Source organism: Synechococcus sp. H60.1, assembly GCF_047462335.1.
GTDB lineage: Bacteria > Cyanobacteriota > Cyanobacteriia > Thermostichales > Thermostichaceae > Thermostichus.
In genome coordinates this window covers 11,401-36,016 of the sequence record NZ_JANSJA010000108.1, presented here as the reverse complement: position 1 = coordinate 36,016, position 24,616 = coordinate 11,401, and the positions used below count along the sequence as shown (strand labels likewise).

Annotated in this window: 19 protein-coding genes; 3 read left to right on the top strand and 16 right to left on the bottom strand. The window is 61.0% G+C overall.

What is annotated here, in order from left to right:
* The first annotated feature begins 186 nt into the window (after nucleotides 1-186).
* The 3 genes from NW852_RS05815 (at nucleotide 187) to NW852_RS05805 (ending at nucleotide 3,950) form a co-directional block, all read left to right on the top strand.
* Nucleotides 187-1,287 (top strand): phosphotransacetylase family protein, encoded by a 1,101-nt coding sequence (locus NW852_RS05815; RefSeq protein WP_414377068.1) that lies wholly within the window; start codon nucleotides 187-189, stop codon nucleotides 1,285-1,287.
* 391 nt (nucleotides 1,288-1,678) lie between these two features.
* Nucleotides 1,679-2,206, top strand: a complete 528-nt coding sequence (locus NW852_RS05810; RefSeq protein ID WP_414370576.1) for a ribonuclease H family protein — start codon at nucleotides 1,679-1,681, stop codon at nucleotides 2,204-2,206.
* A 97-nt stretch (nucleotides 2,207-2,303) separates the two neighbouring features.
* Nucleotides 2,304-3,950 carry a DUF3352 domain-containing protein gene (locus tag NW852_RS05805; RefSeq protein ID WP_414370575.1) on the top strand — a complete coding sequence of 549 codons (1,647 nt, stop codon included), beginning with the start codon at nucleotides 2,304-2,306 and terminating at the stop codon, nucleotides 3,948-3,950.
* Between the two features lie 43 nt (nucleotides 3,951-3,993).
* Here the strand turns inward: NW852_RS05805 and NW852_RS05800 are convergent, their stop codons facing one another.
* The 16 genes from NW852_RS05800 to NW852_RS05725 all read right to left on the bottom strand — a co-directional run bounded on the left by NW852_RS05800 (nucleotide 3,994) and on the right by NW852_RS05725 (nucleotide 24,442).
* Nucleotides 3,994-4,731 carry a response regulator gene (locus NW852_RS05800; protein WP_414365154.1) on the bottom strand — a complete coding sequence of 246 codons (738 nt, stop codon included), beginning with the start codon at nucleotides 4,729-4,731 and terminating at the stop codon, nucleotides 3,994-3,996.
* 66 nt (nucleotides 4,732-4,797) lie between these two features.
* Entirely contained in the window at nucleotides 4,798-5,577 is a 780-nt protein-coding gene (locus NW852_RS05795; protein ID WP_414365156.1) for a sensor histidine kinase, read from the bottom strand.
* 95 nt (nucleotides 5,578-5,672) lie between these two features.
* Nucleotides 5,673-7,172, bottom strand: a complete 1,500-nt coding sequence (locus NW852_RS05790) for a sensor histidine kinase (RefSeq protein ID WP_414426543.1) — start codon at nucleotides 7,170-7,172, stop codon at nucleotides 5,673-5,675.
* A 126-nt stretch (nucleotides 7,173-7,298) separates the two neighbouring features.
* On the bottom strand, nucleotides 7,299-8,285 hold the full coding sequence (locus NW852_RS05785) for a pentapeptide repeat-containing protein (protein ID WP_414365180.1): 987 nt from the start codon (nucleotides 8,283-8,285) through the stop codon (nucleotides 7,299-7,301).
* A 198-nt stretch (nucleotides 8,286-8,483) separates the two neighbouring features.
* Nucleotides 8,484-10,004, bottom strand: coding sequence for a hypothetical protein (locus tag NW852_RS05780; protein WP_414370573.1), 1,521 nt, complete (start codon nucleotides 10,002-10,004; stop codon nucleotides 8,484-8,486).
* Between the two features lie 190 nt (nucleotides 10,005-10,194).
* Nucleotides 10,195-11,343: a ribosome small subunit-dependent GTPase A gene (rsgA, locus tag NW852_RS05775; RefSeq protein ID WP_414370572.1), complete on the bottom strand. Its 1,149-nt coding sequence runs from the start codon at nucleotides 11,341-11,343 to the stop codon at nucleotides 10,195-10,197.
* Nucleotides 11,340-11,603: a sulfurtransferase TusA family protein gene (locus NW852_RS05770; RefSeq protein ID WP_414365163.1), complete on the bottom strand. Its 264-nt coding sequence runs from the start codon at nucleotides 11,601-11,603 to the stop codon at nucleotides 11,340-11,342. The genes rsgA and NW852_RS05770 overlap by 4 nt, the downstream gene beginning before the upstream one ends.
* Nucleotides 11,600-12,781 carry a molecular chaperone DnaJ gene (gene dnaJ / locus NW852_RS05765; RefSeq protein ID WP_414365165.1) on the bottom strand — a complete coding sequence of 394 codons (1,182 nt, stop codon included), beginning with the start codon at nucleotides 12,779-12,781 and terminating at the stop codon, nucleotides 11,600-11,602. The genes NW852_RS05770 and dnaJ overlap by 4 nt, the downstream gene beginning before the upstream one ends.
* Before the next feature lie 115 nt (nucleotides 12,782-12,896).
* Nucleotides 12,897-14,705: a molecular chaperone DnaK gene (gene dnaK / locus NW852_RS05760; RefSeq protein WP_414365167.1), complete on the bottom strand. Its 1,809-nt coding sequence runs from the start codon at nucleotides 14,703-14,705 to the stop codon at nucleotides 12,897-12,899.
* A gap of 184 nt (nucleotides 14,706-14,889) precedes the next feature.
* Nucleotides 14,890-15,630 (bottom strand): nucleotide exchange factor GrpE, encoded by a 741-nt coding sequence (gene grpE, locus NW852_RS05755; protein WP_414365169.1) that lies wholly within the window; start codon nucleotides 15,628-15,630, stop codon nucleotides 14,890-14,892.
* A gap of 151 nt (nucleotides 15,631-15,781) precedes the next feature.
* A complete protein-coding gene (locus NW852_RS05750) occupies nucleotides 15,782-17,443 on the bottom strand; it encodes a bifunctional metallophosphatase/5'-nucleotidase (protein ID WP_414426542.1) in 1,662 nt (553 codons plus the stop codon).
* A gap of 63 nt (nucleotides 17,444-17,506) precedes the next feature.
* Nucleotides 17,507-18,727, bottom strand: a complete 1,221-nt coding sequence (locus tag NW852_RS05745) for a DUF445 domain-containing protein (protein WP_414370571.1) — start codon at nucleotides 18,725-18,727, stop codon at nucleotides 17,507-17,509.
* 63 nt (nucleotides 18,728-18,790) lie between these two features.
* Nucleotides 18,791-19,723: a hypothetical protein gene (locus NW852_RS05740; RefSeq protein ID WP_414370570.1), complete on the bottom strand. Its 933-nt coding sequence runs from the start codon at nucleotides 19,721-19,723 to the stop codon at nucleotides 18,791-18,793.
* Nucleotides 19,724-19,858: 135 nt separating this feature from the next.
* Nucleotides 19,859-21,367 carry an S-layer homology domain-containing protein gene (locus tag NW852_RS05735; RefSeq protein WP_414370569.1) on the bottom strand — a complete coding sequence of 503 codons (1,509 nt, stop codon included), beginning with the start codon at nucleotides 21,365-21,367 and terminating at the stop codon, nucleotides 19,859-19,861.
* Nucleotides 21,368-21,513: 146 nt separating this feature from the next.
* On the bottom strand, nucleotides 21,514-22,554 hold the full coding sequence (locus NW852_RS05730; RefSeq protein WP_414426541.1) for an NADP(H)-dependent aldo-keto reductase: 1,041 nt from the start codon (nucleotides 22,552-22,554) through the stop codon (nucleotides 21,514-21,516).
* A gap of 82 nt (nucleotides 22,555-22,636) precedes the next feature.
* Nucleotides 22,637-24,442: a hypothetical protein gene (locus tag NW852_RS05725; RefSeq protein ID WP_414426540.1), complete on the bottom strand. Its 1,806-nt coding sequence runs from the start codon at nucleotides 24,440-24,442 to the stop codon at nucleotides 22,637-22,639.
* Nucleotides 24,443-24,616: the final 174 nt, after the last annotated feature.

Sequence of the window (24,616 nt, the reverse complement as noted above, 5' to 3'; positions counted from 1 at the left end):
CCCTCCCCCCGTATACGGGGGTACAGGGCGGGGCTCCTGCGGTTTCTAGCTGACCAGAGGACAAGGAAATCCAAAGGGGGAGACCAGGGATCAGACCCGAGGTTTCCCCCGAGCGGCCTCCGCTAGACTGAGTAACAGGTAACTTCAGCCACACCCTCGTTGTCCCTTGCGTACTGGGAGCTCTCCGTGTCCAAGTTCCTCCTAATCGGTTCTACCGAACCTTTCAGCGGCAAGTCAGCGGCTGTCTTGGGTTTGGCCAAGCATCTGCAGCAACAAGGAGTGAAAATTACTTATGGGAAGCCGCTCGGATCTTGCGCCCGGGAGAATGGATCCCCGGAAGGGATGGATCCGGATATGCGCTTTGTAGCGGATACGCTGCGGCTGACCCAGATGCCCCCCATGCTTTTCCAGCTCGACGAAGACGCTTTGCTGACCCATATCCAGCAGTCTCTGGGGGAGCCAGATCCCGTGTGCTCTGTCGCCCCTTTGCGGGAGTTTGCCGAGGGATCCGCTGCAGATTTGATCCTGCTAGAGGGCCCAGCCGATCTCTATGAGGGAGAGCTGTTCGGCCTCTCCTTGGCCAAAATGGCCCAAGCCCTGGAGGCGTCGGTGCTGCTGATCAGCCGCTACCACTCTCCCTCAGCCGTCGATTCCCTCCTCTTTGCCCATCGCCAACTGGGATCCCATTTGGCTGGCGTGCTGCTCAACGATGTGCCGCCCGACCAGATGGAGCCGGCAAAGACCATCGTTCGACCCTTCCTGGAGGGGCAACGGATCCCGGTTTTGGGCATTTTGCCCTCCCACCGCATTTTGCGCAGCATCAGCGTCGGCGAGCTGGCGCGGCAACTGGAGGCGGAGGTGCTCTGCTGCCCGGATCGGATGGACTTGATGGTCGAAGACATTGCGGTGGGGGCGATGAACGTCAACTCCGCCTTAAAGTACTTCCGCAAGCTGGAGCACAAGGCGGTAATCACCGGCGGCGATCGCACCGATATTCAACTGGCCGCCCTGGAAACTTCCACCCTCTGCCTCATCTTGACGGGCAAGCTGCCTCTGGATCCCCGCATCCGGGCGCGGGCCGAAGAGTTGGAAGTACCGATCCTCTCCGTGGATCTGGATACCTTCACCACCATCAATCGCATCGAGCGGGTTTTCGGCCAGATCCGCCTGCACGAGGAGGTCAAAGTCCGCTGCATCCAGGAGTTAATGTCAGCGAATTTTGACTTTTCCCGCCTTTATACCCACATGGGCCTGACACAACCCCTAGTGTCAGCGGCAGGCGCATAAAAAAGATGGTTGGATCTTCTCTACATCTAGCGCTTAGTAAGGCATCTGTTCAGAGAAAAAACACTATTGGTGACCAAGAAGGAATAGAGTTTCTCTACCGTCCTGATTTCTAGTGTCTGGCGCTTTCTCACATTTGCAAGGATTTCTGCAAGAAAACGCAGAGATCGTTCGTCATTTGCGTCTACCCACCAGCTTCAGGAGATATCATGCAAGTATTCATCACCTCAACACACCACTCCTCCCCCAGCTTTTCTGGGGGTTTTTATTCGCGCTTTTTCGCCAAACAACTCGGCTTCTGATACCTCTACATATGCTGCCGGTAGCGCGAAAGGATACTTTTCCAGGGCTATCCACAATAGCCGACGGCGCTGACACGCCTCCAGAGGATAGAATGCAGTTTCTGGTGTCGGTTAGGGATCCCATCATGGCCAAAAGCTCACACCTGGGCAACCGCCAAGTAGCGCGACGGCTAGCTGATTGCCCCCGTAGTGGCATTTTTACCGACGGAGGATGTTCTCCCAATCCAGGGCCAGGGGGATGGGCGGTGGTGGTGGTTGAGGATGACCAGATTGTGGATGAGTTTTACGGAGGGGATCCCGCCAGCACCAACAACCGCATGGAATTGACCGGTCTCATTCGGGCCTTGCAATACTGCCGCGATACCCAGGACAACTGCATGGACACCATCTACAGCGACTCCCATCTCTGTGTGCAGACCTACAACGATTGGATGGAGCGCTGGGCAGCGCAGGGGTGGCGACGGCGTACGGGGCCGGTGGAAAACCTGGACTTGGTGCAAGAGCTGTATCAACTGAAACGGCAGTGCCCGCAGGTGCGGGTGGTCTGGATCCCGGCCCACCGAGGTCTGCGCTGGAACGAATATGTGGATGAGCTGGTTGCCCGCGCCCGACCCAAGTAACTAATTTCTACAGAATTTCGGCGGGCGGGCCTGGGATCACAGACAGCCTTCGAGTTCATCGCTTATGCTCAAGAGGACGGCTCGTTGCAGGTGTGGTATGCAAGCCCAACTTTATCGTCGCCCCCGTCCGTTCTCCCTGACATTGATGGCGGTGGGGGGCTCTTGGCTTTTGGGCTCCTGCCAGCTTAGGGCACCCCAGGTGCAGTTGCCCGGCGATGTTCTGCCGGAGACGGCGCTGGTTCCCCAATCGGCACCCCTAGTGTTGGCCTTTTCCACCAAACCAGAAGAGGCGCTGCGTACCCACCCTGACCTTTTGGCCCGTTGGGAGAGCTGGACGGCAGAAGCTTGGGCCAGCACCGGCCAGGAGTTCTCCCGCGAGGAGATCCAGACCTGGGCCGGGGATCAATTCACACTGGCGGTGGTGATCCCCAACCTGGTGCCGGGGGCTGCGGAGCCGGTGCCTGGGATCCTCTTTGGAGCCAGCACCCGCAACGCCGATCTGTCCAGGCAATTCCTGGCCCAAGTGCGGCAACAGGCAGAGGCGGAAGGGGCCAACTTCGAGCAGCGCCAGGAGCAAGGGGTGACTCTCTACGTGCAAACCAATGGGGAGCCGGGCCAGCGATGGGTGACTGCGGAGTTTGGCAGCCGTTTCGTGGCCCTGGCCAACGATCCCAAGGTGATGGAGCAGGCGATTGCTGTCTATCGCGGCCAGGCGGAGCCCATTAGCCGCGCCGAAGGCTTCCGCACTGCCGTGGGCGATCTCTACCAGAAGCCGGGCACCTTGGCTTTTGCCTACTTCAACTTCCAGGCTTTGCAGGAGGATCCCGAGTCTTTCCGAGATTGGACGCGGGACTGGGATCCGGCGGAGCTGGGATCCCTGCAGCCGCTGCGCTCTTTGGCTATGGCTGCCCACTGGCGGGAGCAGGGCCTGCAGACGCGCCTACTCACCCAACTGGATCCCCAAACCCCGCTGCTGGGCAAGTGGCAGACTGCCCGGGGCGAGCTGATCCAGCGGTTGCCCGGCAATGCCCTGCTGGTAGTCACCACCCAGCAGGTTGCCCAACGCTGGCAAGCGGCTGTGGCGGAGCTGGAAAAGGATCCCCAGGCCAAAGAGTCCCTGGATGAACTGCGGGCCGAGTTCCGCACCAACACCCGCCTGGATCTGGATCGAGACCTGATGGCTTGGCTGGATGGGGAGATGGCCTTGCTGGTGGCGCCCGATGCCCAGGCCCACCCCCTCTTGCAAGGCATGGGGGCGGCTTTGATCATCGAGAGCAGCCAAAAAGACAAAGCCAACGCGGCCCTGGCCCAGTTGGATCGGCTGGCTCAGGAGTCGGGCGCGCGAGTAACGGAAGCCGATGGCCAGGTAACCTGGGCGGATCCCTTGTTTAACCGTCCGCTTCTAACCCGTGCCTGGGAAGGCAACTACCTGATGGTTACCACCAGCACGGCGGCGCTGCAAAGCCTTGCCCAGCGCCAGGGCCATCTGCTTCCTCAAACCGAGCCGCTGAAAACCCTCTACAACCAGTTGCCCAAGCCCAACTACGGCTACTTTTTGCTGAATTGGCGAGGCCTCCGCACGGTGCTGGAAGCCGCCTTGCCGGGTGGGCTGGCCAACGTAGAGCCGGAAGCCCGTGAGCTGCTGACCCGCATCGATGGGATAGGGATCACCAGCTACCCCGCCGGGGAGCATGCTTTTGGGCTGGAGCTGCTGGTTACCGTGCCGCCCCAGCCACAGCCGTAAGCTCCTTCTCCCCTCCCCCAGAGGGAGAGGGGGGGGGTGAGGGCTACAACCGGATCAGGCCGTAGGTGAGGGCATAGCGCACCAGCTCGGTGCGGCTGCTGGTGCCCGTCTTGTTGAGGAGGCGGGTGACGTATTTTTCCACGTTGCGCACGCTGGTTTGCAGTTGTTTGGCAATTTCTTTGTTCATCAGACCTTCTGCTACCTTCTCCAACACCTGCTGTTCCCGCGGCGTCAGCTCCACCTTAATCGGTGGGGGTAAAGGAGTTGAGGTGGGGGGCTGAGAGGGACTGGTCGGGGGGAGAGTTCGCTCCGACAGCAGGGCGCGAATCGAGGCCAGCTCGCGGGCCACCACCTCCGAAGGGCTGGCCGCGCGCGAGCGCTCAATGAGATTGGAGACAATGGCCACCAGCTCTTCCGGATCGAAGGGCTTGGGCAAGTAGGCATCGACGCCGGCCCGGTAGCCCTGAATGCGGTCGGCGGTCATCCCTTTAGCGGTGAGGAACACCACCGGCAGATGGCTGTAGGGCTCGAGTTTTCGCAATTGCGCCAAAAATTGGTAGCCGTCCATGCCCGGCATCATGATGTCGGAGATAATTAGCTGGGGCTGGGCCGTGCTGAGCAGTTGCAGAGCCTGCTGGGCATTGGCAGCCGGGATCACCTCAAAGCCGCTGTCTTCTAGGTAGGCTTGCACTGCTTCCCGCAAGCCTGGCTCGTCATCTACCAACAAAATGCGGGCCCGTGCCGAGGCAGGTTCCAATTTGGCTTGAGCGGAGGGGGCCATTGGGCAGCTCCTGGATAGCTTCAAGATTTTGGCTGGGAGAAACATCCCTGCTCACATTTTCAAGCCCTACTGGGCCGTGGGCAATCTGAGGCGGAAGCAGGAGCCCTGGGGGGAGCTTTCCACCTGGAGATCTCCTCCCATTTGGGTGGCTAAGTCGCGGCTAATGGCCAACCCCAGCCCCTGCCCAGGCTTGGTGAGATCAGCGCGAAAAAACGGATCGAAGATCCGCTCCAGGTTCTCGGGATGGATGCCGGGGCCGTTATCACAGACGGCGATCCACACCTCTTGGCGAGAGGAGGCGCTTGAGCCTCTCGCTTCCTCGGTGAGCTTGACCTCCACCCTGAGCTGGATGTCGCCGGGGGGCGGGGTGTACTTGCAGGCGTTGTCGATTAAGTTATCCAACACCTGGCGCAGGGCGCGGGGATCCGCCTGTACCGGCGGCAGGGAAGGGGGAAGAACGGCCTGAAAGCGATGTCCCTGTGCTTCCGCCAGAGCCTGATAGATGGGGATCCACTCCCGGAGCAGGTCGGCCAAGGCAAGTGGCCGCAGGTGGAGAGGGGCTGGGATCCCGTCCAAGCGCTCGAGCTCCGCCAGCAGATCCTGCAGATGCCTGCACTCTTGCTCAATGCTGAGGCCAATCCAATGGTTGCGATCGTCGGGGGGCAGACGCTTTTGCAACAACTTGGCCAACGTGCTCAGGGCAGTTAGAGGATTGCGCATCTCGTGGAGCAAGGTGGAGAGCTGCTGGGCAGATAGGGTGATCCCCCCGCCAGGCCTGGGATCCCCGCCCCCACAGACGGGCTCAGGCTCTGGGTGAGGTTCGGCAACTTTTTTCGCTCTCGGCATGGATCCCCTCTCTCAACTCTCCTGGAGCAAGCAAATCGATCCTAGCCCCATCCTCCCTGGGATTTGCCACTTCAGACCGGCTCCAGGCCGGCGGACTAGAGCTGGCGAGGTAGGTAGATGTTGAGGATTTCCCCCCGATGGGCGCGGTGGCGCACAGTGAGGTAGCCCCCCAAGGCGCGGAACAGGGTTTGGGTAACTGCCAGGCTGAGGCTAACGGCGCCTGTATCTGGCTGTACCACCAACAACTGCCCAATTGCTTGCGGCGATTTGGGCTCTGGAGCAGCAGCGGTGCTGCTCCCTTCTGGGGTGTCCACTTGAAATTGCAGTTTGACCAGCTCGCCAGCGCTAACCAATTGGGCGCGAATGTGGCTGCCGGCAGGGGTGCTGCGGGCAAGACGGTCGATCATCCCGAACAGCACCGCCTCCAGCGCCTTGGGATCGCTAACTACATCGGGCAGCTCATCAGGGATCTCCAGCTCCAGGTGGGATCCCCGCCGTTCCACCTGTTCCTGCCAGCGGGGCAGGTTTTGCCGCACCAAGTCCACCAGCGCAATCGGCTCCAGTTGCAACCGACGTCCCTCGCCTGGCGTGGCAGCGGACATGACCGTTTCTGTGGCCTGGAAAAACAGACCGAAACGGTTGATCTGCTCAGTACACTCGCGGTCGATCTTCTCCACGTATTCCCGCACCCGCGGTGGCAGGTCGCGCCGCTTCAGGATGAGGCTGACCAAGGTGCGGATGGTGCTGAGGGGCGTCTGGATCTCGTGGATGAGAGCCCGCAACAACTCCGCCTCCGAGAGGCTGCTGACTTGCTCTGGCTCGGCTTGGGGAGCGGAGGAGCGGCGGTGGGCGGGAGGCGCAGGCGCTGGCGAGGAAGCGGAAGATGAAGAAGCCGGGATCTGCCTTGCTGCTGGTGGCGGTGGAGGCGCAGGGGCAGCCTCCTGTTCTGCCCTGGCAGGGGGCAGGCAGGCGGGTGGGGATCCAAACTCGGCCAGGTTACCCAGCAGAAGGAAGCTGCTGAAGCGGGCCAACACCCGTACATGCGGCTTCATCAGGGGATAGCGGCGAGCCAACTCCTGCCAAGCGGCGAGCCGGTCTGGCCTGCCCTGTTGAACCCGTTGCTCCAGGCTCTGCCAGGCTCGTCGGATCACCTCCGGCTCGAAAGATACCATCATCCCCCTTTGCCGGGTGTGGGGATGGTAACCCTGGGCGGCTACTGCCGAAAAAACAGGGGTGAGCAGCAACAGAAAAGGCTCCTCCACCAGTGGATCCCGCGGCAGCAGAGGGATCACCGTCTGCCCAGGGGTGAGGATTGACTCAGGGGAAAAATCCGGGCTGAACAACCAGGGGGTTTCCCGTGCCGGCTCCCAAGAACGGCGGGGAGGATGCAGCGCATCCATGGGCAGGGGCAGTTGGGGCAAGGGATCCCGCACCACCCAAGGGGGCCACCAGGAGACTGGCCCCCCGATCACCACTCCAAACTGTCCCACCTCTTGCCATAGCTGGAGCAGGGCTGCCACCGTCTGCTGCCAAGAGCGCTCCCCCGCCCCCGGCAACCATTCTGGCAAGGGTAGAGCAGCCCACAAGGCTTCCATCAAGGACAGAAATCGGCGGCTGTTCACGGATCCCTTTGATCCCACCCTTCCCCTGTAGGCTAGCGGTTGTGGTGCTCCCAGGACAGCGGAAAACCTCACCTTCTCCAGGGCGGATCCCCGCCTTGCTCACCCAATCCGTCCATCCGGCAGGGTTGCCCCGCGCAGGTTGGCTCCCACGAGGTTGGCCGTGCTGAGGTCGGCGCGGGTGAGGATGGCCCCGCGGAGATCGGCATTTTCCAGGTTGGTGCGGCCCAGATAGGCATCCACCAGGCTCGCTGATTTCAGATCGGCCCCGGCTAGGTTGGCCCGACTCAGATCCGTCCGCGCCAGCTTGGCCGAGCGCAGGCAGGCGGCGGAAAGATCTGCTCCCGCCAGATCCGCCTCGCTGAGGTTGGCCTCCGTCAAGTTGACCTGGCTGAGCATAGCTTCCTTCAAATTGGCCCGCCCCATCTGCACCCCCTGGAGGTCTGCGCCCAAAAAGGAAGCCCTTCTCAGGTCGGCGTTGCTGAGGATGGCCCCGCGCAAACAGGCTCGCTGCAGGTTGGCTCCCTGTAAGTGGGCTCCAATTAAACTGGCCTCTTTGAGATTGGCCCCGCTCAGGTCAGCTCGCGTCAAATCTGCTCCCGCCAGGTTGGCCCCGCTCAGGTCGGCGCGGCTGAGATTGGCGTTGCGCAACACCGCTCCCCGACGGCTCTCGAATCGCAAGTTGGCCCCCCGCAGGCAAGCCCCCCCCAAGTTGGCGCTGGTGAGGTTAGCCCAGCGCAGATCCGCATCCAGCAGATTGGCATCCAGCAGCAGGGCCAGGGTCAGGTTGGCCCCATGCAAATCTGCCCCCTGCAAAGTGGCGCCGTGCAACTGGGCATCTCTGAGATCCGCCTCGCTCAAGTCCGCCTGGCTGAGGTTGGCCCCCCCAAGGTTAGCTCCAACGAGGTTGGCCTTCTGCAGCTTGGCCCGCCCCAGAAAAGCAAAGATCAAATTGGCGCTGTGCAGGTCGGCTTGTGAGAGATCCACCCCGATTAAATCGGCCCGGCTTAGATCCAGGGCGGCTAGGTTTTCGCCCGCAAAGTTAGTGCGTCCTGCCCGGTAGAGGCGGAGCAGCTCCTTGGCATCCATAGGCAGAGAGGGGGGATCTGAACTGGTGGACATTCTAGAAGAAAATCACGATGTTTCCCTACCGCTCTGCGCCGCCCTCACCCCAGCCCCTCTCCTTTTGGGAGAGGGGAGTTAGAGCGGCGCATTGGCGACAGGGTATGGAATCCGAAGTCGATGGCTATGAGTGCTAGACGGGATCCCCAACAGGGGGTTTGGCCCTCAAACCAGCCCGAACAGACGGCGCTCTGCCTCTTCCATACGTTCCAACAGAGCCGCAAATTTCGTAGAGATCTCCTCCACTTCCTGCAAAAAGGTGCGCAACGTCTGGTACTTGAAAACCAAGGCTTCTTCTAGGGGACGGCTCTGGAACTGTTCGTCCAATGCCTGGCCCAGCTCGCTCAGGGCATTTTCAATGGCGGTTTTGATCGCGCCAATGCTGCGCCGCACCAAGCGCATCACTTCCTGCTCCAACTGGGGCTTTTGGCGGGCCAGCTCGCTGGTGGCCAGCACCTGCCGCAGAGCGGCATAGGGATCCCCCAACTGAAGCGGCATCTCGGCCATCTCTCCTGGCTGTCCCCCACTGCCAGCGGGCCGCAGCAAACTCCACTCCGATTGCTCCAGCTTACTCAGGATCCCTCTGAACAGGGCAGCGGATCCCTCTACGTCTTTCAGAAGGCCGCGCAGCACCTGGTGTTTGAGGCTCAGGTATTGGGCCGGAGCCTCGTCCTGCAGCCCCTCATCCAGGGCGTTGCCCAACTCGCTCAGGGTGTTCTCGATGGTGGCCATCAGGGATCCAGCGCTACGATGCAGCAGTTGGCGGCAGGGTTCTGGAAGCTCTGGCGCCAGGACGGCAGGGGCAGAAAAAGCAGGGGGCTCGGCTATTGCTTTCCCATCGTTCGGAATTTCGGACTCCAGCCAGGTGATGTGACTGGACTCCGTCCCGCCGGTGCCGACGGCATTTTCCCCATTGAGCCAATCGAGATCGGCGGCACAGCTCTCGGCAGCTAACCCCCCACCAGCCATCGTTTCTTGGGACACGTAAACGTAGAGGGGCTGCAGCATCTGCAGCACGGCGTTAGCTGCTTGGCTATCCTGCTCCGGTTCCTGGAGCTGCTGCACCGCCTGTTGCAGCCGCGCTTCCAGCTCCTGCGGGGAGTTGCAGGCGTCGTAAAGGGCTCTGAGCAGCTCGTCGAGACTGTAGCGCCGTAGGGCCGCCAACCCTTGCACAGTGGGCTCTAGCTTGTGGTGCAAAGCTGTGAACAAAACCAGCTTGGCCCGCAAGGGACTTGTCTGCTGCATCACCCCTGCCCGCAACTCGAACGGGTCGTAGTCTTGCTTGTGCAGTTGTAGGCCACCGTATCCCAGAGGTAAGCTGGGCGCAGGCGCCACCCAAGCGGGCAGATCTCCGACTGAAGCAGTCAGAGGGCTGCCGGGCTCCGATTGAGACTGTTGGTAGAGGGGCTGGAGCTTGCTCAGGAGCATTTTGGCGACGCGGGCGTATTCAGCCTTCTTGTTGATCTGGTTGATGGCGTTGCGAAAACACTGGCCCAGAGCCTCAAGCGTGGCGTGCTCTCGGCAGAGCTGCTCCAACAGCGCCTTCAATTCCTCCTCGTTCAGCTTGCTGGCATTGCTTTCCCAACTGCGGGTGCAGGTGAAGTAAACCAACTTTTTCACCCGGTCTGCGTACCCGTCCCGCTGCACTTCTTGCACGACAAGGCGAAGGGGATCCGAGACTGCCATAGGGAGCTGCCCAGCGGAGGTGCGTGTATCTAAAACTACTAGGAAGGCTCCTCTGAGGCCCTTCACGATGGCTTTTCTGAAAAGCATGGCCTGCGAGGTACTACCATCATGAGGCAAGCGGCTGGGGCGATCAACCGCTGCCAAAAACCCGGCCGTCGGCAACAGCTCCCAAGAAAAGCTATGTCCAGATTCAACCGTTCTGCTGGCCGAGCTCGGGATCGGACAGGGTCTGGCGGCCCTGCTTTCGAGAAGAGGGTCGATGCCGCGGGAGAAGACCTCGGCTGCTCTTTTCCCCGTAATGCTTGGAGAAGATAGGGTAGGCGTCCTGGCGAGGGGGGGCGGAATCCATCGATTGCGCCTCCTGAAGTTCGTGTAAAAGCTGCAAGTAGAACGCTCGCCGCTCCCAGTCCAGCTCCCGCAGCCCACAGCCCGGCTCCCGATCGTGCAAGCAATCGCGAAACTGACAGGTGCCCAGCCGCTCCCTGACTTCGGGAAAGCAGCCAGCTAGCTGCAAAGGTGCAACGGGTGGGATCCCTTCGCCGGCATTGAAGCCGGGCGAATCGGCAATCCAACCGCCCTCCGGCAAGGGAAACAGCTCTACGTGGCGGGTGGTGTGCCGCCCCTGGCGCAACTTCTCCGATACTGCCTGGGTGGCCAGCCGCGCCTCCGGCAGCAGCCGATTGAGCAAGCTGGATTTGCCCACCCCTGAGGGGCCGGCCACCACCGAAATCTGATCCCGACAGCGGCGGCGCAGCTCGGGGATCCCTGCCTCAGTAAGGGCACTGACCAATAGAGGCTCATACCCCCACCGCTGCAGACGCTGTCGCCAGCTCTCTGCCACCGCCGCCTCTACACAATCGCACTTGTTGAACACCACCTGAACCCGCAGGTGGCTGGCCTCAGCCTGTACCAGCAGACGGCTGAGGGCATTGGGCTCGGGCTCCGGATCCACTAGAGCCACCACCACCAAGACTTGGGTTATGTTGGCGATGGCCGGTCGAGGCAACTGAGTTCGCCGCGGCAGAATGGCCTCAATTGCCCCCCGCTCCGGCCAGAGAGAGTCGGCAACCGGCGGCAAGCTAACCTCCACCCAGTCCCCCACCATCACCTGCTGCCCCATCTTTTTCAGCTTGGCCCGAGCAGTGCAGAGAAGCTCAGCCGGCATCGGCTTTTGGGCCGGGAAATGCGCCTCGATCTCAGGAAAAAGGGCAGCTAGCTCAGGATCGATGCGCACGCGATAAAAGTTGGCCTGGGCGGCGCGCACCCAGCCGGTGCAGGCGGATCCCTGACCCCCCTCTCCGGCGGCCTGTCCCGCTCCATCCCAGCTCAGGTGGCTCATGCCGAGTCCCCGCGGCGCACCCAGAGGATGTGATGCCCCTCCGGCGCAGCTTGTTGGCCTTCGATGCGATGGCCGGCCATCGCCAAGCTATTGGGCACCTGCTCCAGCGGCTCCCCCGCATCCAGCCACAGCTCCAAAAGCTCCCCCGGGGCCATGCGTTCCAGGCGTAGCTTGGCCCGCACGTAGTTAAGCGGGCAAGGGATCCCGCGTTGATCCAGAACCAGCTTCACCTCCTGGGGGGGAATTGCCTCCGCCGTCATTCTTCTTCTCGCTCTCGGTTGCCGGGCATTTGGGCCAGCCCCCGCAACAGCCCGCCCAAGAAACCGTCCCGCTTGTTGATGCGTTCCCCATGCAACTCGGCCAGGCGCAGGAGCAGTTCCCGCTCTTCAGGGCTGATGCGGGTGGGAATCTCCACTACCAGGGTGATTTTGTGGTCGCCCCGCAACATCGGATTGCCAAGGCGAGGTACCCCCTTGCCCTCCAGAGTTAACACCGTACCCGGCTGGGAACCCGCCGGAATGGTCAGCTCCACCTCTTCCTCCAGGCCCGCCTTCGAGTCCACCGTGGGCACTGAGACTTTAGCCCCCAAAATGGCCTGCAAATAGCTCACCCGTACCTCCGAGAGAATGGTAAGGCCATCTCGCTGGAAGTCGGGATCTGGCTCCACAAACAGGTAGACGTAGAGATCTCCCGGTGGGCCACCGCGCCGACCGGCGTCCCCCTCGCCAGAGACCCGCAGACGGGTGCCGCTATCCACGCCGGCAGGGATGTTGATGCGCAGCTTCTTGGTGGTCTGGACCAGCCCCTCCCCATTGCAGTTATAGCAGGGCTCTTCCAGCACCTGGCCGGCACCGCCGCAGGTGGGACAGATCGAGACCTGGGTAAAATTGCCAAAGGGCGTGCGGGTGGCCCGCCGCACCTGACCAGCACCACCACAGGTGGGGCAAACTTTCACATTTGTGCCGGGCTTAGCCCCGCTGCCCCCACAGACCGGGCAGACCTCCAAGTGGCTGATGCGAATTTGCTTTTCGCCCCCAAAGATGGCCTCAAGAAACTCCAATTTTAGGTCAAAGCGCAGGTCATCCCCGCGTACCGGCCCCTGGCGGCTGCGGCTGTAGCCAACTCCCCCTCCCGCAAAGTTGGTGAAGAAGCTCTCGAAAAGGTCAGCGAAGCCACCGATTCCGGCAAAATCCTGGAACCCGCTGGCTGCTGCTGCTCCGCTTAGCCCTGCCTCGCCATAGCGATCGTAGCGAGCCCTCAGCTCGTCATCGGAGAGCACCTCATAGGCGCGGTTGATTTCCTTGAAGCGATCCTCAGCCCCTGGCTCTTTGTTGACGTCAGGGTGATACTTGCGGGCCAGCCGACGATAGGCGCGCTTAATCTCTTCCTTGGAGCTATCACGGCTAACCCCCAAGATTTCGTAGTAGTCACGAGCCATAGAAGCGCTTCAGAGAACAAGGATGGAATGACGCCGGAAACACAGCTTAACGAATGGCCCAGGCAACGCCCCCTGCCCTGCCCCAGAGCTGAACAAAAGCCTTCGCCGAGCATTCTCAGCGGGTGCCATAGATCTCACTCCCCATCTCCAGGAGTACAGCCCGCAGCTCTTCCATTGCGTTCCGTAAAGTTGCTAAGTCTACGTTATCATCTGCCAGCAGCGCCCTCAATGTGCCCGCCGCCTGCGCCCCCCGCTGGAGGCGGATCTCGCTAAGGCGACTGCCGTGCTCCTGCAGGGTCTTCTCGTAGTTGTAGAGCAGGCTGTCCGACTGGTTACGGGCCTCCACCAACTGCCGCCGGCGCTGATCTTCTTCGGCGTAGGCCTCGGCTTCCCGACGCATCCGCTCGATCTCGCTGCTGCTCAAGCCGCCGTTGTTGGTGATCTTGATGCTCTGCTCGATCCCCGTCCCCTTCTCGCGGGCCGAGACCTTCAGAATGCCGTTGGCATCGATATCAAAGGAGACTTCGATCTGGGGCACCCCCCGGGGAGCTGGCGGGATCCCGGTCAGTTGAAAGCGGCCCAAGGTCTTGTTGTCCTTGGCCATGGCCCGCTCCCCCTGCAAAACGTGAATCTCCACCACGCTCTGGCCGTCGGTGGCCGTAGAGAAGATCTGAGTTTTGCTGGTGGGAATGGTGGTGTTGCGCTCAATGATGCGGGTGAATACCCCGCCCAGGGTCTCCACACCAATGGAGAGGGGAATCACGTCCAGTAGCAGCAGGTCTTTCACTTCTCCGCCCACCACCCCTGCTTGGATGGCCGCGCCAAGGGCTACGGCCTCGTCGGGGTTGACGGAGCGATCCGGGTTTTTTTTGAAGATTTGCCGAATCTTCTCCTGAACAGCGGGAATGCGGGTAGAGCCACCCACCAGCAGCACGCGGTCGATATCCTCAGGGGAGAGGCCGGCATCCCGCAAGGCTTGCTCGGTGGGCTCGACAGTAGCTTCCACCAGATCCCGCACCAACTCCTCAAACTTGGCGCGGGTCAGCTCCACTTCCAGGTGTTTGGGCCCGGAGTCGTCGGCGGTGATAAAGGGCAGGTTGATGAGCGTAACCTGGGTGCTGGACAGCTCAATTTTGGCCTTCTCGGCTGCCTCCCGCATCCGCTGCAAGGCCATGCGATCCCGGGAAAGATCGATCCCTTCCGTCTCCAAAAACTGGCGGTTGAGCCAATCGACAATTCTCTGATCAAAGTCATCGCCGCCCAGATGGTTGTTGCCGGCGGTGGCTTGCACCTCGAACACGCCGCTGCCCAGTTGCAGCACCGAGACGTCGAAGGTGCCGCCACCCAGGTCGAAAACCAAGATGCGCAGATCTTGATCTTGTTTGTCCAGCCCGTAGGCCAGGGCGGCCGCCGTCGGTTCGTTGATGATGCGCAATACCTCCAGTCCGGCAATGGTGCCCGCGTCTTTGGTGGCCTGGCGCTGGGCATCGGTAAAGTAGGCGGGAACGGTGATCACGGCCTGGGTCACCGGCTCCCCCAGATAAGCCTCCGCATCGGCCTTCAGCTTTTGCAGAATCATGGCGGAGATCTCCTGGGGTGTGTAGGCGCGATCCTGCACCACCACCTCCACCATGTTGTCCCGGCCGGGGATGACTTTGTAGGGAACTCGCTTCCGTTCTTCTTCGGTTTCGGCAAAGGTGCGGCCGATGAAGCGTTTGATGCTGAAGATGGTATTTTCCGCGTTGGTAACCGCCTGACGCTTGGCCAGTTGACCCACCAGGCGGACATTGTTCTTGGCAAAGCCGACGATGCTGGGGGTGGTGCGCCCTCCTTCGGCATTGGTGATCACCACAGGCTGCCCCCCTTCCAAAACCGCCACACAACTGTTGGTGGTTCCCAGGTCAATCCCGATGACTTTGCCCATACCGCTCTCTCCCCGTGCGTCAAATCCCAACCCAAGACGGATGCCACGGATCTCAACTTATTAAGAGCATTCTGCCCAGAATCCCGCAGAAACCTTCAGGCAGCGCTTCCGCCTCCGTAGCTTTACTGTAGCCTTTCTGGGGATGGATAGGCTCTGCTTGTCAAGGTTCGAGAGAGCAGTTTTGCTAAGGGTTTGGAGGGTTTTGGGGAGAGGTAGGAGTACTTTCGGGGCCAGTCTCGGCATCAGCCGTTGTGCTTGGGGAGGAAGGCTCAGGGTTTGGGCTGCCCGACGAGACAGCCACCATGGCATGGCGAATCACCAAGTCCCCCAGCTTGTAGCCCGGTTGATATTCAACGACCACCACATCTTCGGGGTACTCGCTGCTGGGCTGGCGGGCTATGGCCTCGTGCAGGTTGGGATCGAAGGGCTGGCCTACCGATTTCATGCGGGATACGCCCATCTTTTTCAAGCATTCCACTAGCAAGCGATAGACGCTTTGATAGCTGTTGTGGAGCTCCCGCTCGCGGTCGGTCTCCAGCTTCAACTGCTGCTGCGCCCGCTCAAAGCTATCCACAACAGGCAGGATCTCCAGCACAAATTTCTGCCGTTCTTTTTGGCTGAACTCCTCTTTTTCCCGCTGGGTACGCCGTCGGTAGTTCTCAAAATCGGCGTAGAGGCGTATGTAGGACTCTTCCTTCTCTTTCAGTTGCTGGCGCGTTATTTCCAACTCCTGCTGGAGCTGCTTTAAGGTTTCGCTGAGATCTTGAGAAGCCTCAGCGCTGGCTTCGCCGGAGGAGGTGCCAGCTTCCGCTTCACGGTCTTCCAGAATCAGCTTCTCCAGCTCTGCCTCCACGTCGATTTCCTCTTCCTGGAGTTCAGGATAGGTATCTTCTGGGGGCATCGGTTGCTTTTCTTCAGCAGTCATGGGTTATGTCGACAAGCGTGAGCAATAAGCAGCAACGTCGGGTGCCCACAGTTTGGCAGTCTCAAAACCATCGCCGCCATTAGCCAAACTGGGCTCTGTGCTGATCGTATTCTACCGACTCCTCTACCAGCCAGTTAAGGTTCCTGTTGTTCTAGCCTACCAGCAAGCTGTCCTGAGGCTGGCCCAAACACTGGGGAAAGTAGATCTCGGCCAAGTTGGGAATGAGGTGCCAGTTGTGGCTGTAGATGGGCTGGATGGGGGAATGGGTGTGAATGTGGCGGGCGAGAAAGTCGCGGATACTGTCGGCGGAGATCCAGAGGGTTTGGGCTTCTTGGAACATGCTGTAGCCCCCCCCACCGCCGGCGCGGTAGTGGTTGATGGCCAGGCGAAAGGTCTGATCCGGCTGCACCGGTTGGCCGCGAAATTGTAAGGTCACCAAGCGCTCGCCTACGGGGCGGGTGAGATCGAAGCAGTAGTCGATGCCGTGGTAGAGGTCGAAGGTGTAGCCGCGGGCTTCGGGGGCGACGACAGCGGCGGGATCCGCCGGGAGATGCTCGGGATCCAATTGGCGAAAATACCCAGCCGTCTGCTCAAGAGCGCGTCGCAAGATGTCGCCGGTGATCTCCAAGATGCAGAGGGTGTTGTCGTAAACGGTGAGGCTGTAGGCGTCTTGCAAAAAGACGGGGCCCGCTGCCAGGCCGGCACTGCTGCAGATGTTGACCAGGGAGAGCTCCGCCGAGAGGCCGGCCTCCCGTACCGCCTGCAATTGGGCCTGATGCAGGAGCTCTGCTAGGGGATTGGCCCCCAACCGGGCTGCCAGCCCACCGCGGTAGGCACAACGGGCGTGGCCAATGGGCTGGCGGATGTAGCGCAAGGTAGCTTGGTGGTAGGGCTCGGTGAGGGCCAACAGTTGCGGATCGGCCGGGATCCCTTCTGCAGCCAGCAACTGGGCGGTTTTCCCGACAACTTGCCAGCGTCCGCCGTGGCGCTCCAGCTCCAAAGACACGTGGGAAAGGTGGCTGCCCCAGTAGCCGGGCTGCACCACCAGGGCCTTGGCTCCCCCCAGGCCGGCAATGGTCTGGTGGGTATGGCCGGAGAGGATGACGTCGATGCCCTCCAGCTCTGCCAGGGCCAGCAGCTCGTTTTCCCCCCTCAGGCTTTTGTTGCTGGTCCAGCCGGAGCGATCTGGGTTGTGCCAGTGCTCTGGGGTGCGCAAAGGGGGCAATTGGCTGGGGCCGCTGTGCAGAATCAGCACCAACACGTCCACCTGGGGCCGCAACAGCGACAGGTAGTGCTGGGCAGTTTCCAGCAGAGGGGCAAAGCGCAGCCCCGCGATGTAGTCGGGCCGCTCCCAGGTGTCGATGCGGGGGGTGGTCAGCCCCAGCAGGCCGACGCGGATCCCGGCCACTTCTCGGATTAGATAAGGCCGAAACAGGGGATCCCCATTTTGGCGGAGGATGTTGGCGCAGAGGGTGGGACAGCGGAGATCGCTCACAAAATCCTGCAGAACCTGGGGCCCAAAGTTAAAGTCGTGGTTGCCCGGCGTGAAGGCGTCGTAGCCGAGGGCGTTGAGGGCGTGAGCCACAGGATGGGGGGAGACCCGCTCCACCTGGGCATAGTAGGTGCCCAAGGGGGATCCTTGAATGGTGTCGCCGCTGTCAACTAGCAGGACGGGATCCTCGCTGGCTGCTCGCACGCGCTTGATCAGAGTGGCCAGCTTGGCCAGGCCGTGCTCTGCGGGGCTCCCGGTAAAGTAGTTCCAAGGGTGCAGGTTGGCGTGGAGATCGGAAGTGTGGAGAATTGTTAACCGCATTCTAATATCATAACCGAAGCGAAAACTCCCATCCAAGCTCCCGTTTTCTGGGGAAGGGGGCTGTCACCTCAGCAAAAACAGCACCTGCACACAGCCCACCAAAAAACCCAGCAGCCCCCCCAGGTTGACGATGGCCTGCAGTTCTTGGCGCACAATTTGTTGGATGGCCTGCTCCAGCTGGGCGGGGGAAGTGGCGTTCACTTTGTCGGCAATCACCTGATCCAAGTTCAACACCGGGATCACCTGCATCATCAAGGATTCCAGATCCCGCTCCAGGTAGCGCTCCAGGATCAAAGCCAGGTCGGCGCTGATCTGATCGATGGAGGTGATCAACGCCTTGGAGTTGCGCAGGCGACCCAACACCAGGCTGGCCACTTTTTCCCAATCGATGCTCTCCCCCAGCCCCTTGATAACCTCTGGCCCTTGGCTGCGCAGGTAATCTTGGATCCCATCGCGGAGGGCACGACGCAACTGACGTACGGCGGAAACCGGCAGGTTTTGCAGGGAGAGGTTCTGCAGGATCTCGGTCAGGCGGCGGGGGGCGTTGATGTCTTTGAGCAGATCTTCCAAGATGGCTTCTGCCCCTTCCGGCTCCTCCAGGCAATAGGTGCGCAGGCGCAGTAGGGCGTTTTTGAGGCCAAACAAGTTGGCCACCACCCAGTAGGAGCCGGTGGCCCGCTCGCGAAATTCTTCATCCAAAGCTTCGATGTTGCGATCGGTGAGAAAGTCCACCAGGTTCTGCCGCAACACCTTGGGAGGCAGCGCCTGCTTCAGGATCCACTCCGAGAGCTGCCGGGCTTGCTCAGCGTTGAGGCGCAGCTCCAGGAGCACCTGGTCGAACAGTTGGTTGATCGGCTCCTCGAGAAAGGTTTCTTGGCGGGCGAGCACCTTCACCAGGCGGGGCAGCGACTCGTTAAACAGATCGGCCAAGATGCGCGCTAGCACCTGAGCGGTTTGCTGCTGTTGCTCGGGGTTTTGCAGCCGATCCAGCGCCACCCCCAGCAGCCAGCGGATCCCAGCCTGCATGCGCTCGGTTTGCAGCAGTTTGCGGGCCAAGTTGTGCAGCTCCTCTGGCGTGAGCAGGGATCCCATGATGGTTTTGGCAATCTGCTTGGCCAGGCGGGGCTGGTTCTGCGGGATCAAGCCGGGAGTGAAGGGGATGCGCCAGCCGAAAACCCGGTAGGGGCGATAGGGCCGGAAGAGCATCTTGATGGCGATGTCATTGGTGAAGTAGCCAATCACCAGCCCGGCCAGCGGGGGCACGAAGTAGGTCCAAAGGGCCATGGAGCAAACTTGGGGGGATCTTCTCTACTCTACCGACCCGCTCCTGCTTGCTTTTTGTCAAGGCTACTGGATGATCAGGCTCTCGGCGAGTTCCAGCTCCACCAGCGTATTGGGCTGCAGCGTCACCACCCGGTCGATGTTGGTACTCCCTGCAGCAGCACCCGCCAGGCCGCCGGCCAAGATGGGCAAAAAGCCCCATCCCCCCGTGAGCACTCCCAAGGCCAATCCGCCCGCCGCCCCATAGCCCGCCCCACGGGCGACGGTAGTGCCCACGTCGGCGTTGCGATCCAATCCGACCGGGAGGGGTGCAGACTGGCCTCTAATGAGATAGGTGGAAGAGCCGATGGTGAGGCGGTTGGCCACAAAGCGGCTGCCGACGACCCGCTCTTGGGGATCGGCGCTCTCCGACTCCCGACCAGAAAACTTGAGTTCTCGGTAGATCGGCTCAAGAGTGCCCCACACCACGCTCCCCGCCGGGATCACCACCTGGCCAAAGCGATCCAGCACCGGCTCGGAGACCTCCAGACTGGTGCTGATGGCCTGGTAAGGCTGAAAAGTAAGGGGGCGGTAAACCGTGAGGGGAATACGGGTGCCCGCCGGCAGCTCGCCCCGCGCAGCCCCGGCCAGGTTCCCCCCTGGACTGAGGTCGGGCCGCCGTTGATAGGAATAGGCCTCGCCTGGCGTAGCCTGTCCACCTGGGGCCGCTTGAACGGGCACCACCGGGATCGGATCCACAGCCGGAGCTGCGGGATCCAGCGGCATTTGTGGCACCTGAGGCACCGGTGGCAGGGGATCAGGGGTGGCAGAGCTGGGGGAAGATGGAGCGCTCAGCAGCGGCAGGGTGGGGACGGGATTCGGCTGAGGAGCTTGGGGAGTAAACTCAAACTGCTGGGCAGCAACTGCAGCCGCCGCCGCAGCCCACCCCACCCCACTCACCAGCCACCCGAAGCCAACCCTTTGCCACGACGGCAAAAACGGCTGCAACGCTGAGCTCATGGATCCCGTCCAGTCACAACTGGCAGTAGCTTAACATCCTGACCAGCTCGTGCCCACTAGATTTAGTAGAGGTTAAGGGGGCGGCGGCCCTTAAAACACTATTGAGACCTGTTGAAGGCCTGGACTGGGTTTTCCCTAGGGGCTAGGGGAAGGAGAGGGGGAAGGCTCCCCGCCAGCCTGGGGACTCGGTGTGGGTGTGGGTTCTGGAGTAGGGGTAGGTGTTGGAGTCAGCGTGGGTGGGGGTGTGGGCGTCGGGGTCAGCTGGGCGGCCCGCACCTGGAAAGACCACTGCTGGATGGCAGTGTTGCCGCTGGGATCGGCAATTTGAACGGCAATCAAGGTTGGTCGATCGCTGGGCAGCGGCTCGGCGGGGGTATAGGTAAAGCCGGTGCGGCTGAGCTGGGCTTGGGCAGTGACATCTACATTGTTCACCAGCAGGGTAAAGCTATTGAGGTCGATCCCCTGGTCATCTTGAAAGCGGGCGGAGATGGCGGGGCGCGGGTTGTCGGTCACCGCTCCGTTGGGCGGGGCCAGGTCGCTGATGGTGGGGAAGGTGGTGTCGGTCACCTGCCCAATGCTGATGGTTTTGTCCGGCAATTGCACCAGGGTCACCAGCCCATTTCGCTCCAGACGGGCGAACACCGGCGCTTCCGAGGCCCGGTCTTGGCTGCGGAAGGTGTAGCTGCCCTCGTATTGGCCAGGGCGGGTTTCCTGCAACGGCAGGTTGTAGGCGATACCGGGGATGGAAAAAGACCCCTGCGCCCCCGGGGATCCCAGCAAATACACCGTCAGGGTGTCCCCCGGTTTGACGGATCCCAGCTCCTCGCGGGCCAAGAAAGTTCTCACTTCCGGCGCGGTAGGCAGCGTTTCCACCAGCGGCTCCACGGGGATGTCCGGCGTAGCCAGGGGCTCAGGGGTGGGGGTAACCTGGGCAAGGAGCTCGGTAGGGATCCCTGGTCTGGGAATGGCAGCTCCCACCGGTGGGTCTAGGCTGGGCACCCGGCCCACCTTGGCCAGCGCTTGGTAGGTAAGAGCCGCCACTTCCCCCCGCGTGGCCACCGCCTGGGCATTCAAGCGGGTGGGATCAGGGTAGAGCACCAACAGCCCTTCTTGAAGTGCTGTCGCGATGGGGGCGCGGGCAAAGTTGGGAACCAAATTGGCATCGCTGAACCCGGCCAGGATGGCGTCAATTTGGCTTGGATCCTCGAGGAGCTTGCCGTTGGTGGCAGCGCGGGTCAGGACAGTAATGGCCTGGGCACGGGTGAGGACCTCGTTGGGACGGAACGTGCCGTCGGGAAAGCCGGAAACATACCCTGCTGCTGCCGCCGCGCCAATAGAGGGAGCTGCCCAACTGGGAATGGGATCGGCAAAGGAGCGTACGGGAACGTTGGTATCCAGCCCAAAAGCTTTGGTAACGATAACGGCAAACTGGGCGCGGGTAATCGACTCATTGGGGCGAAAGGTGCCGTCTGGAAACCCGCCGATGATCTGCCGCTCGTTCAAGCCGGCGATGTACTGGGCGCCCCAGTAGGTGCTGATGTCAGAAAGTTGCGCCCAAGCGGGATCCCCCATCCAAACCAAGCTGCTGCAGCCTACCACCAGAGCTACCGTCTTCCAACCCTGCCAAAGGAAAAGGTTGCGCATTGTTCACACCTCACGATCTGCTGGGAGAGCCCCTGGGAGGTTTGTGAGTTCAAGAGGGGCCAGCTCGGACCTAGTTATCCAAGCCATAGCCCCAGACGAGGAAAGTTCTCAAAAAGTTCTCCTTGGCGGGCTGTTTTGTCGCCTGCTTAGGGTGCAGGATTGGGGTAGCGCTGGTGCACCGCCTCAATCTCCGCCAGGATCTCAGGCGACAGCTCCACCTCCAGGCAACTGAGGTTTTCCTTGAGCTGGGCCAGGTTGGTGGCTCCGAGGATGGTGCTGGTGACAAACCAGCGGCTGCGCACAAAGGCCAAAGCCAACTGGGCAGGGGTCAGGCCGTGCTGGCGGGCAATGCGTACGTAGGCGGCCACGGCCTCTTCCACATTGGGCTTGCGGTAGCGCTGGCCAAAGCCCTCAAACAGGGTCAAACGGGATCCCGGCGGCTTGGCGCCCCCCAGGTATTTGCCCGTCAGCAGCCCAAAGGCCAGGGGGCTGTAGGCCAGCAGCCCCACCTGCTCATGGCGGCAGACCTCTGCCAGGCCCATCTCAAACGTGCGGTTGAGGAGGCTATAGGCGTTTTGAATCGAGACCACCTTGGGCAGGCCCAACTGCTCAGCCAGGTGGCAAAACTCGCAGACTCCCCAGGGGGTTTCGTTGCTCAGGCCGATGTAGCGCACCAGGCCCTCCTGCACCAGTTCCGCCAAGCCCTGCAGTTGCTCGGCAATGGGAACGGTGGGCCGCTCCTGGCTGGGATCGTAAGCCACCCCCCCAAACAGGGGCACATAGCGATCCGGCCAGTGGATTTGGTAGAGGTCGATGTAGTCGGTCTTCAGGCGTTTGAGGCTACCAGCCACTGCCTGCTTAAGATTGTTGCGGCTAATCGAGAGAGACCCGCCGCGGATCCAGTGCCAGGGTCGCCCCGGGCCAGTGATCTTGGTGGCGATGATGAGGCGCTCCCGCGGCTGGTGTTGTAGCCACTCGCCGATGTAGCGTTCTGTGGCTCCCTGGGTTTCCGCCCGCGCCGGCACCGGGTACATCTCGGCGGTGTCGATGAAGTTAATCCCGTGCTCCACCGCGTAATCGAGCTGTTCCCAAGCCTCGGCCAAGGTATTCTGCTGTCCAAAGGTCATGGTGCCCAGACAGATTTCCGAGACCTGCAAAGGGCTGTGGCCAAGCTGGCGGTAGCGCATGGGAACTCCCGATCTCCTAACCCGAGACAGCACACCAGTCCCCATTGTGCCCAAAACTTGCCAGCCCCTGGGATCCCTGCCCCTACTCTTGCTGCAGCACAGGCATGTACTCGCGGTAGATCTGGTTTAGGATTTCCAGGCCAATGCGGGTGCGACTGTCGGGGGGACAGGCCTCGATGGCCGCCCTTACTTGCAAGATGGTCCCCACTGGGTAGGGAGAACGCAGCTCCTCCCGCTTGCCCAAAAACACATCCGTGAAGTAGTCAATCAGCCGCTTGACTTCTCCCATGTCCTTGCGGGAGATGTCCATATCCAAAACGGTGGTCAATTTGGCCCGCATCGCCTGGAAGCTTTGCTGACTGGTGTTGAGGGCCACCCGCTTGGCCAGGCTATCCACCACGATTTGGCTGATCTTCTCTACATTTTGAGTTACAATCTCGAGATGGCGGGCGGCAAAGCGCAGTTGCACTTCATGCAAAAATTGTTCTCGCTCCAGGATTTGGATGCCCTGCTGCTCCAGATCCACTCCGTAGCTTTGCAACTGCTTGTACTGATTCAAAACCCATTGGTTGTAGAACGAATCGGCCAAAACCCGCCAATAGCCGATGATTGTTGCCTCGGCAAAGGGGATGCTAAGCAAATAGGTCTCGCTGGTGATCCAGTGCAAATGCTGGGTTAGCTTGTCCCGCTCTTTCTCGTCCAAGTAGGAGGTGCGCGGCACCCAAGCTGCCCCGTACTCGCTTTTCACCTCCGCAGGGAGGGAGACCAAGAGAGTGTCGAAAAATTGGTGGAGGCTGAAAAGGAGAAACTTATTTGGATCCTGCAGGCGGTTGAGGAGCTCTTGTTTTTTCTCTTCTTGGTATTGGGCTACCAGTTGCTGGGCCTCGGCGGCCTGGCTGCGCGCTGCCTCCACATCTTGCCGCAGCTTTTCGATCGCTTCTGCGCTCGGCACCTCGGTAGCAGCAAGCTCCCCCTCTCCGCTGAAATAACTGCCGCCCGGCCCTGGACCACCGAGGCTTGCCAGCGGTTCGTCGCTGTCGTTATCCAGGGTTAAGAGGTGAGAAAGAGCCTGCAAGCGAGCTCGCCGATCGCCAGAGCACAGGGATCCCACCTCCACCGGATCCCGACTTTCCCAACCGTCCAGTCCACCGATGCGATAGAGCGTGTAAAAATACTTGCTGAGCAGAATTGCCAACAGATGCTTGTTTTTGACCTCGTTGTACTCCAAGTAGGCCCGCAGACACAGTTGGAAGGCGATGTTGGGCAGGCTGCGACACACCCTCATAATCTGGGAGTATACTCTTTGCAAGTGGGGCCGAAAGCGGCGCGGGATCGCCTCGGGTCGCAGGCCGCGCAGCAAAAACTCCGGCTGCCGCAGATCTTGAGGGGTAAAGTAAAAGCTTTCTTGCCAAAGCAGCTCGTCCAGGTCGCGGGCAAAAACCGGCTTCAACTGATCGATGATCTGCACAACGACCGCTTCGTTAAAAACCGGTATAATTTCTTCAATACGCAGCTCCTCGTAAATAGAATGCAGCCGCTTGCTGCGAAAGTCCTCGATCGAGATCAGCCCCTTCATGGTTCCAATCCGACCGTCGCTCAGCAGGAACTTATAGACCACTTCGGCAGTGGCGCCTGGGGAGAGAACGGGAGTTCCGGTCAAGTCAGGGCAAATTTGCAGGGGGCGTAGCAAGCGGCTGGTTTCACTGATGCTGAAGCAACTCCAAGCTGCCGGGTTGAGCACCACCGACGATAGGCCGGCCAGCAATTGCTTCTCATCCAACTCCTCCAGCCGGATTTCTCCCCTGGGAGCTTGGCGGGGTGCCGTGGGTGAAGCCGCCTGCGAATCCCGAACGGACGGAGGAGATAAAGGTAGGGGGGATGCACTCATGCAGCAAAGGGCGTTTAACCTCGAAGGTCACTCTAGACCGGCAAAGGATGGGTAAGATGTGATCTGTGTCTCTATGTCCAACGGAAGTCTCTAAAGCAGAGTCTGCCCAAAAACCTCGCGCTGTTATCTATTGGTACCAGTATCTGGGAACGGTCAGCTTTTGGGTAGCGTGCA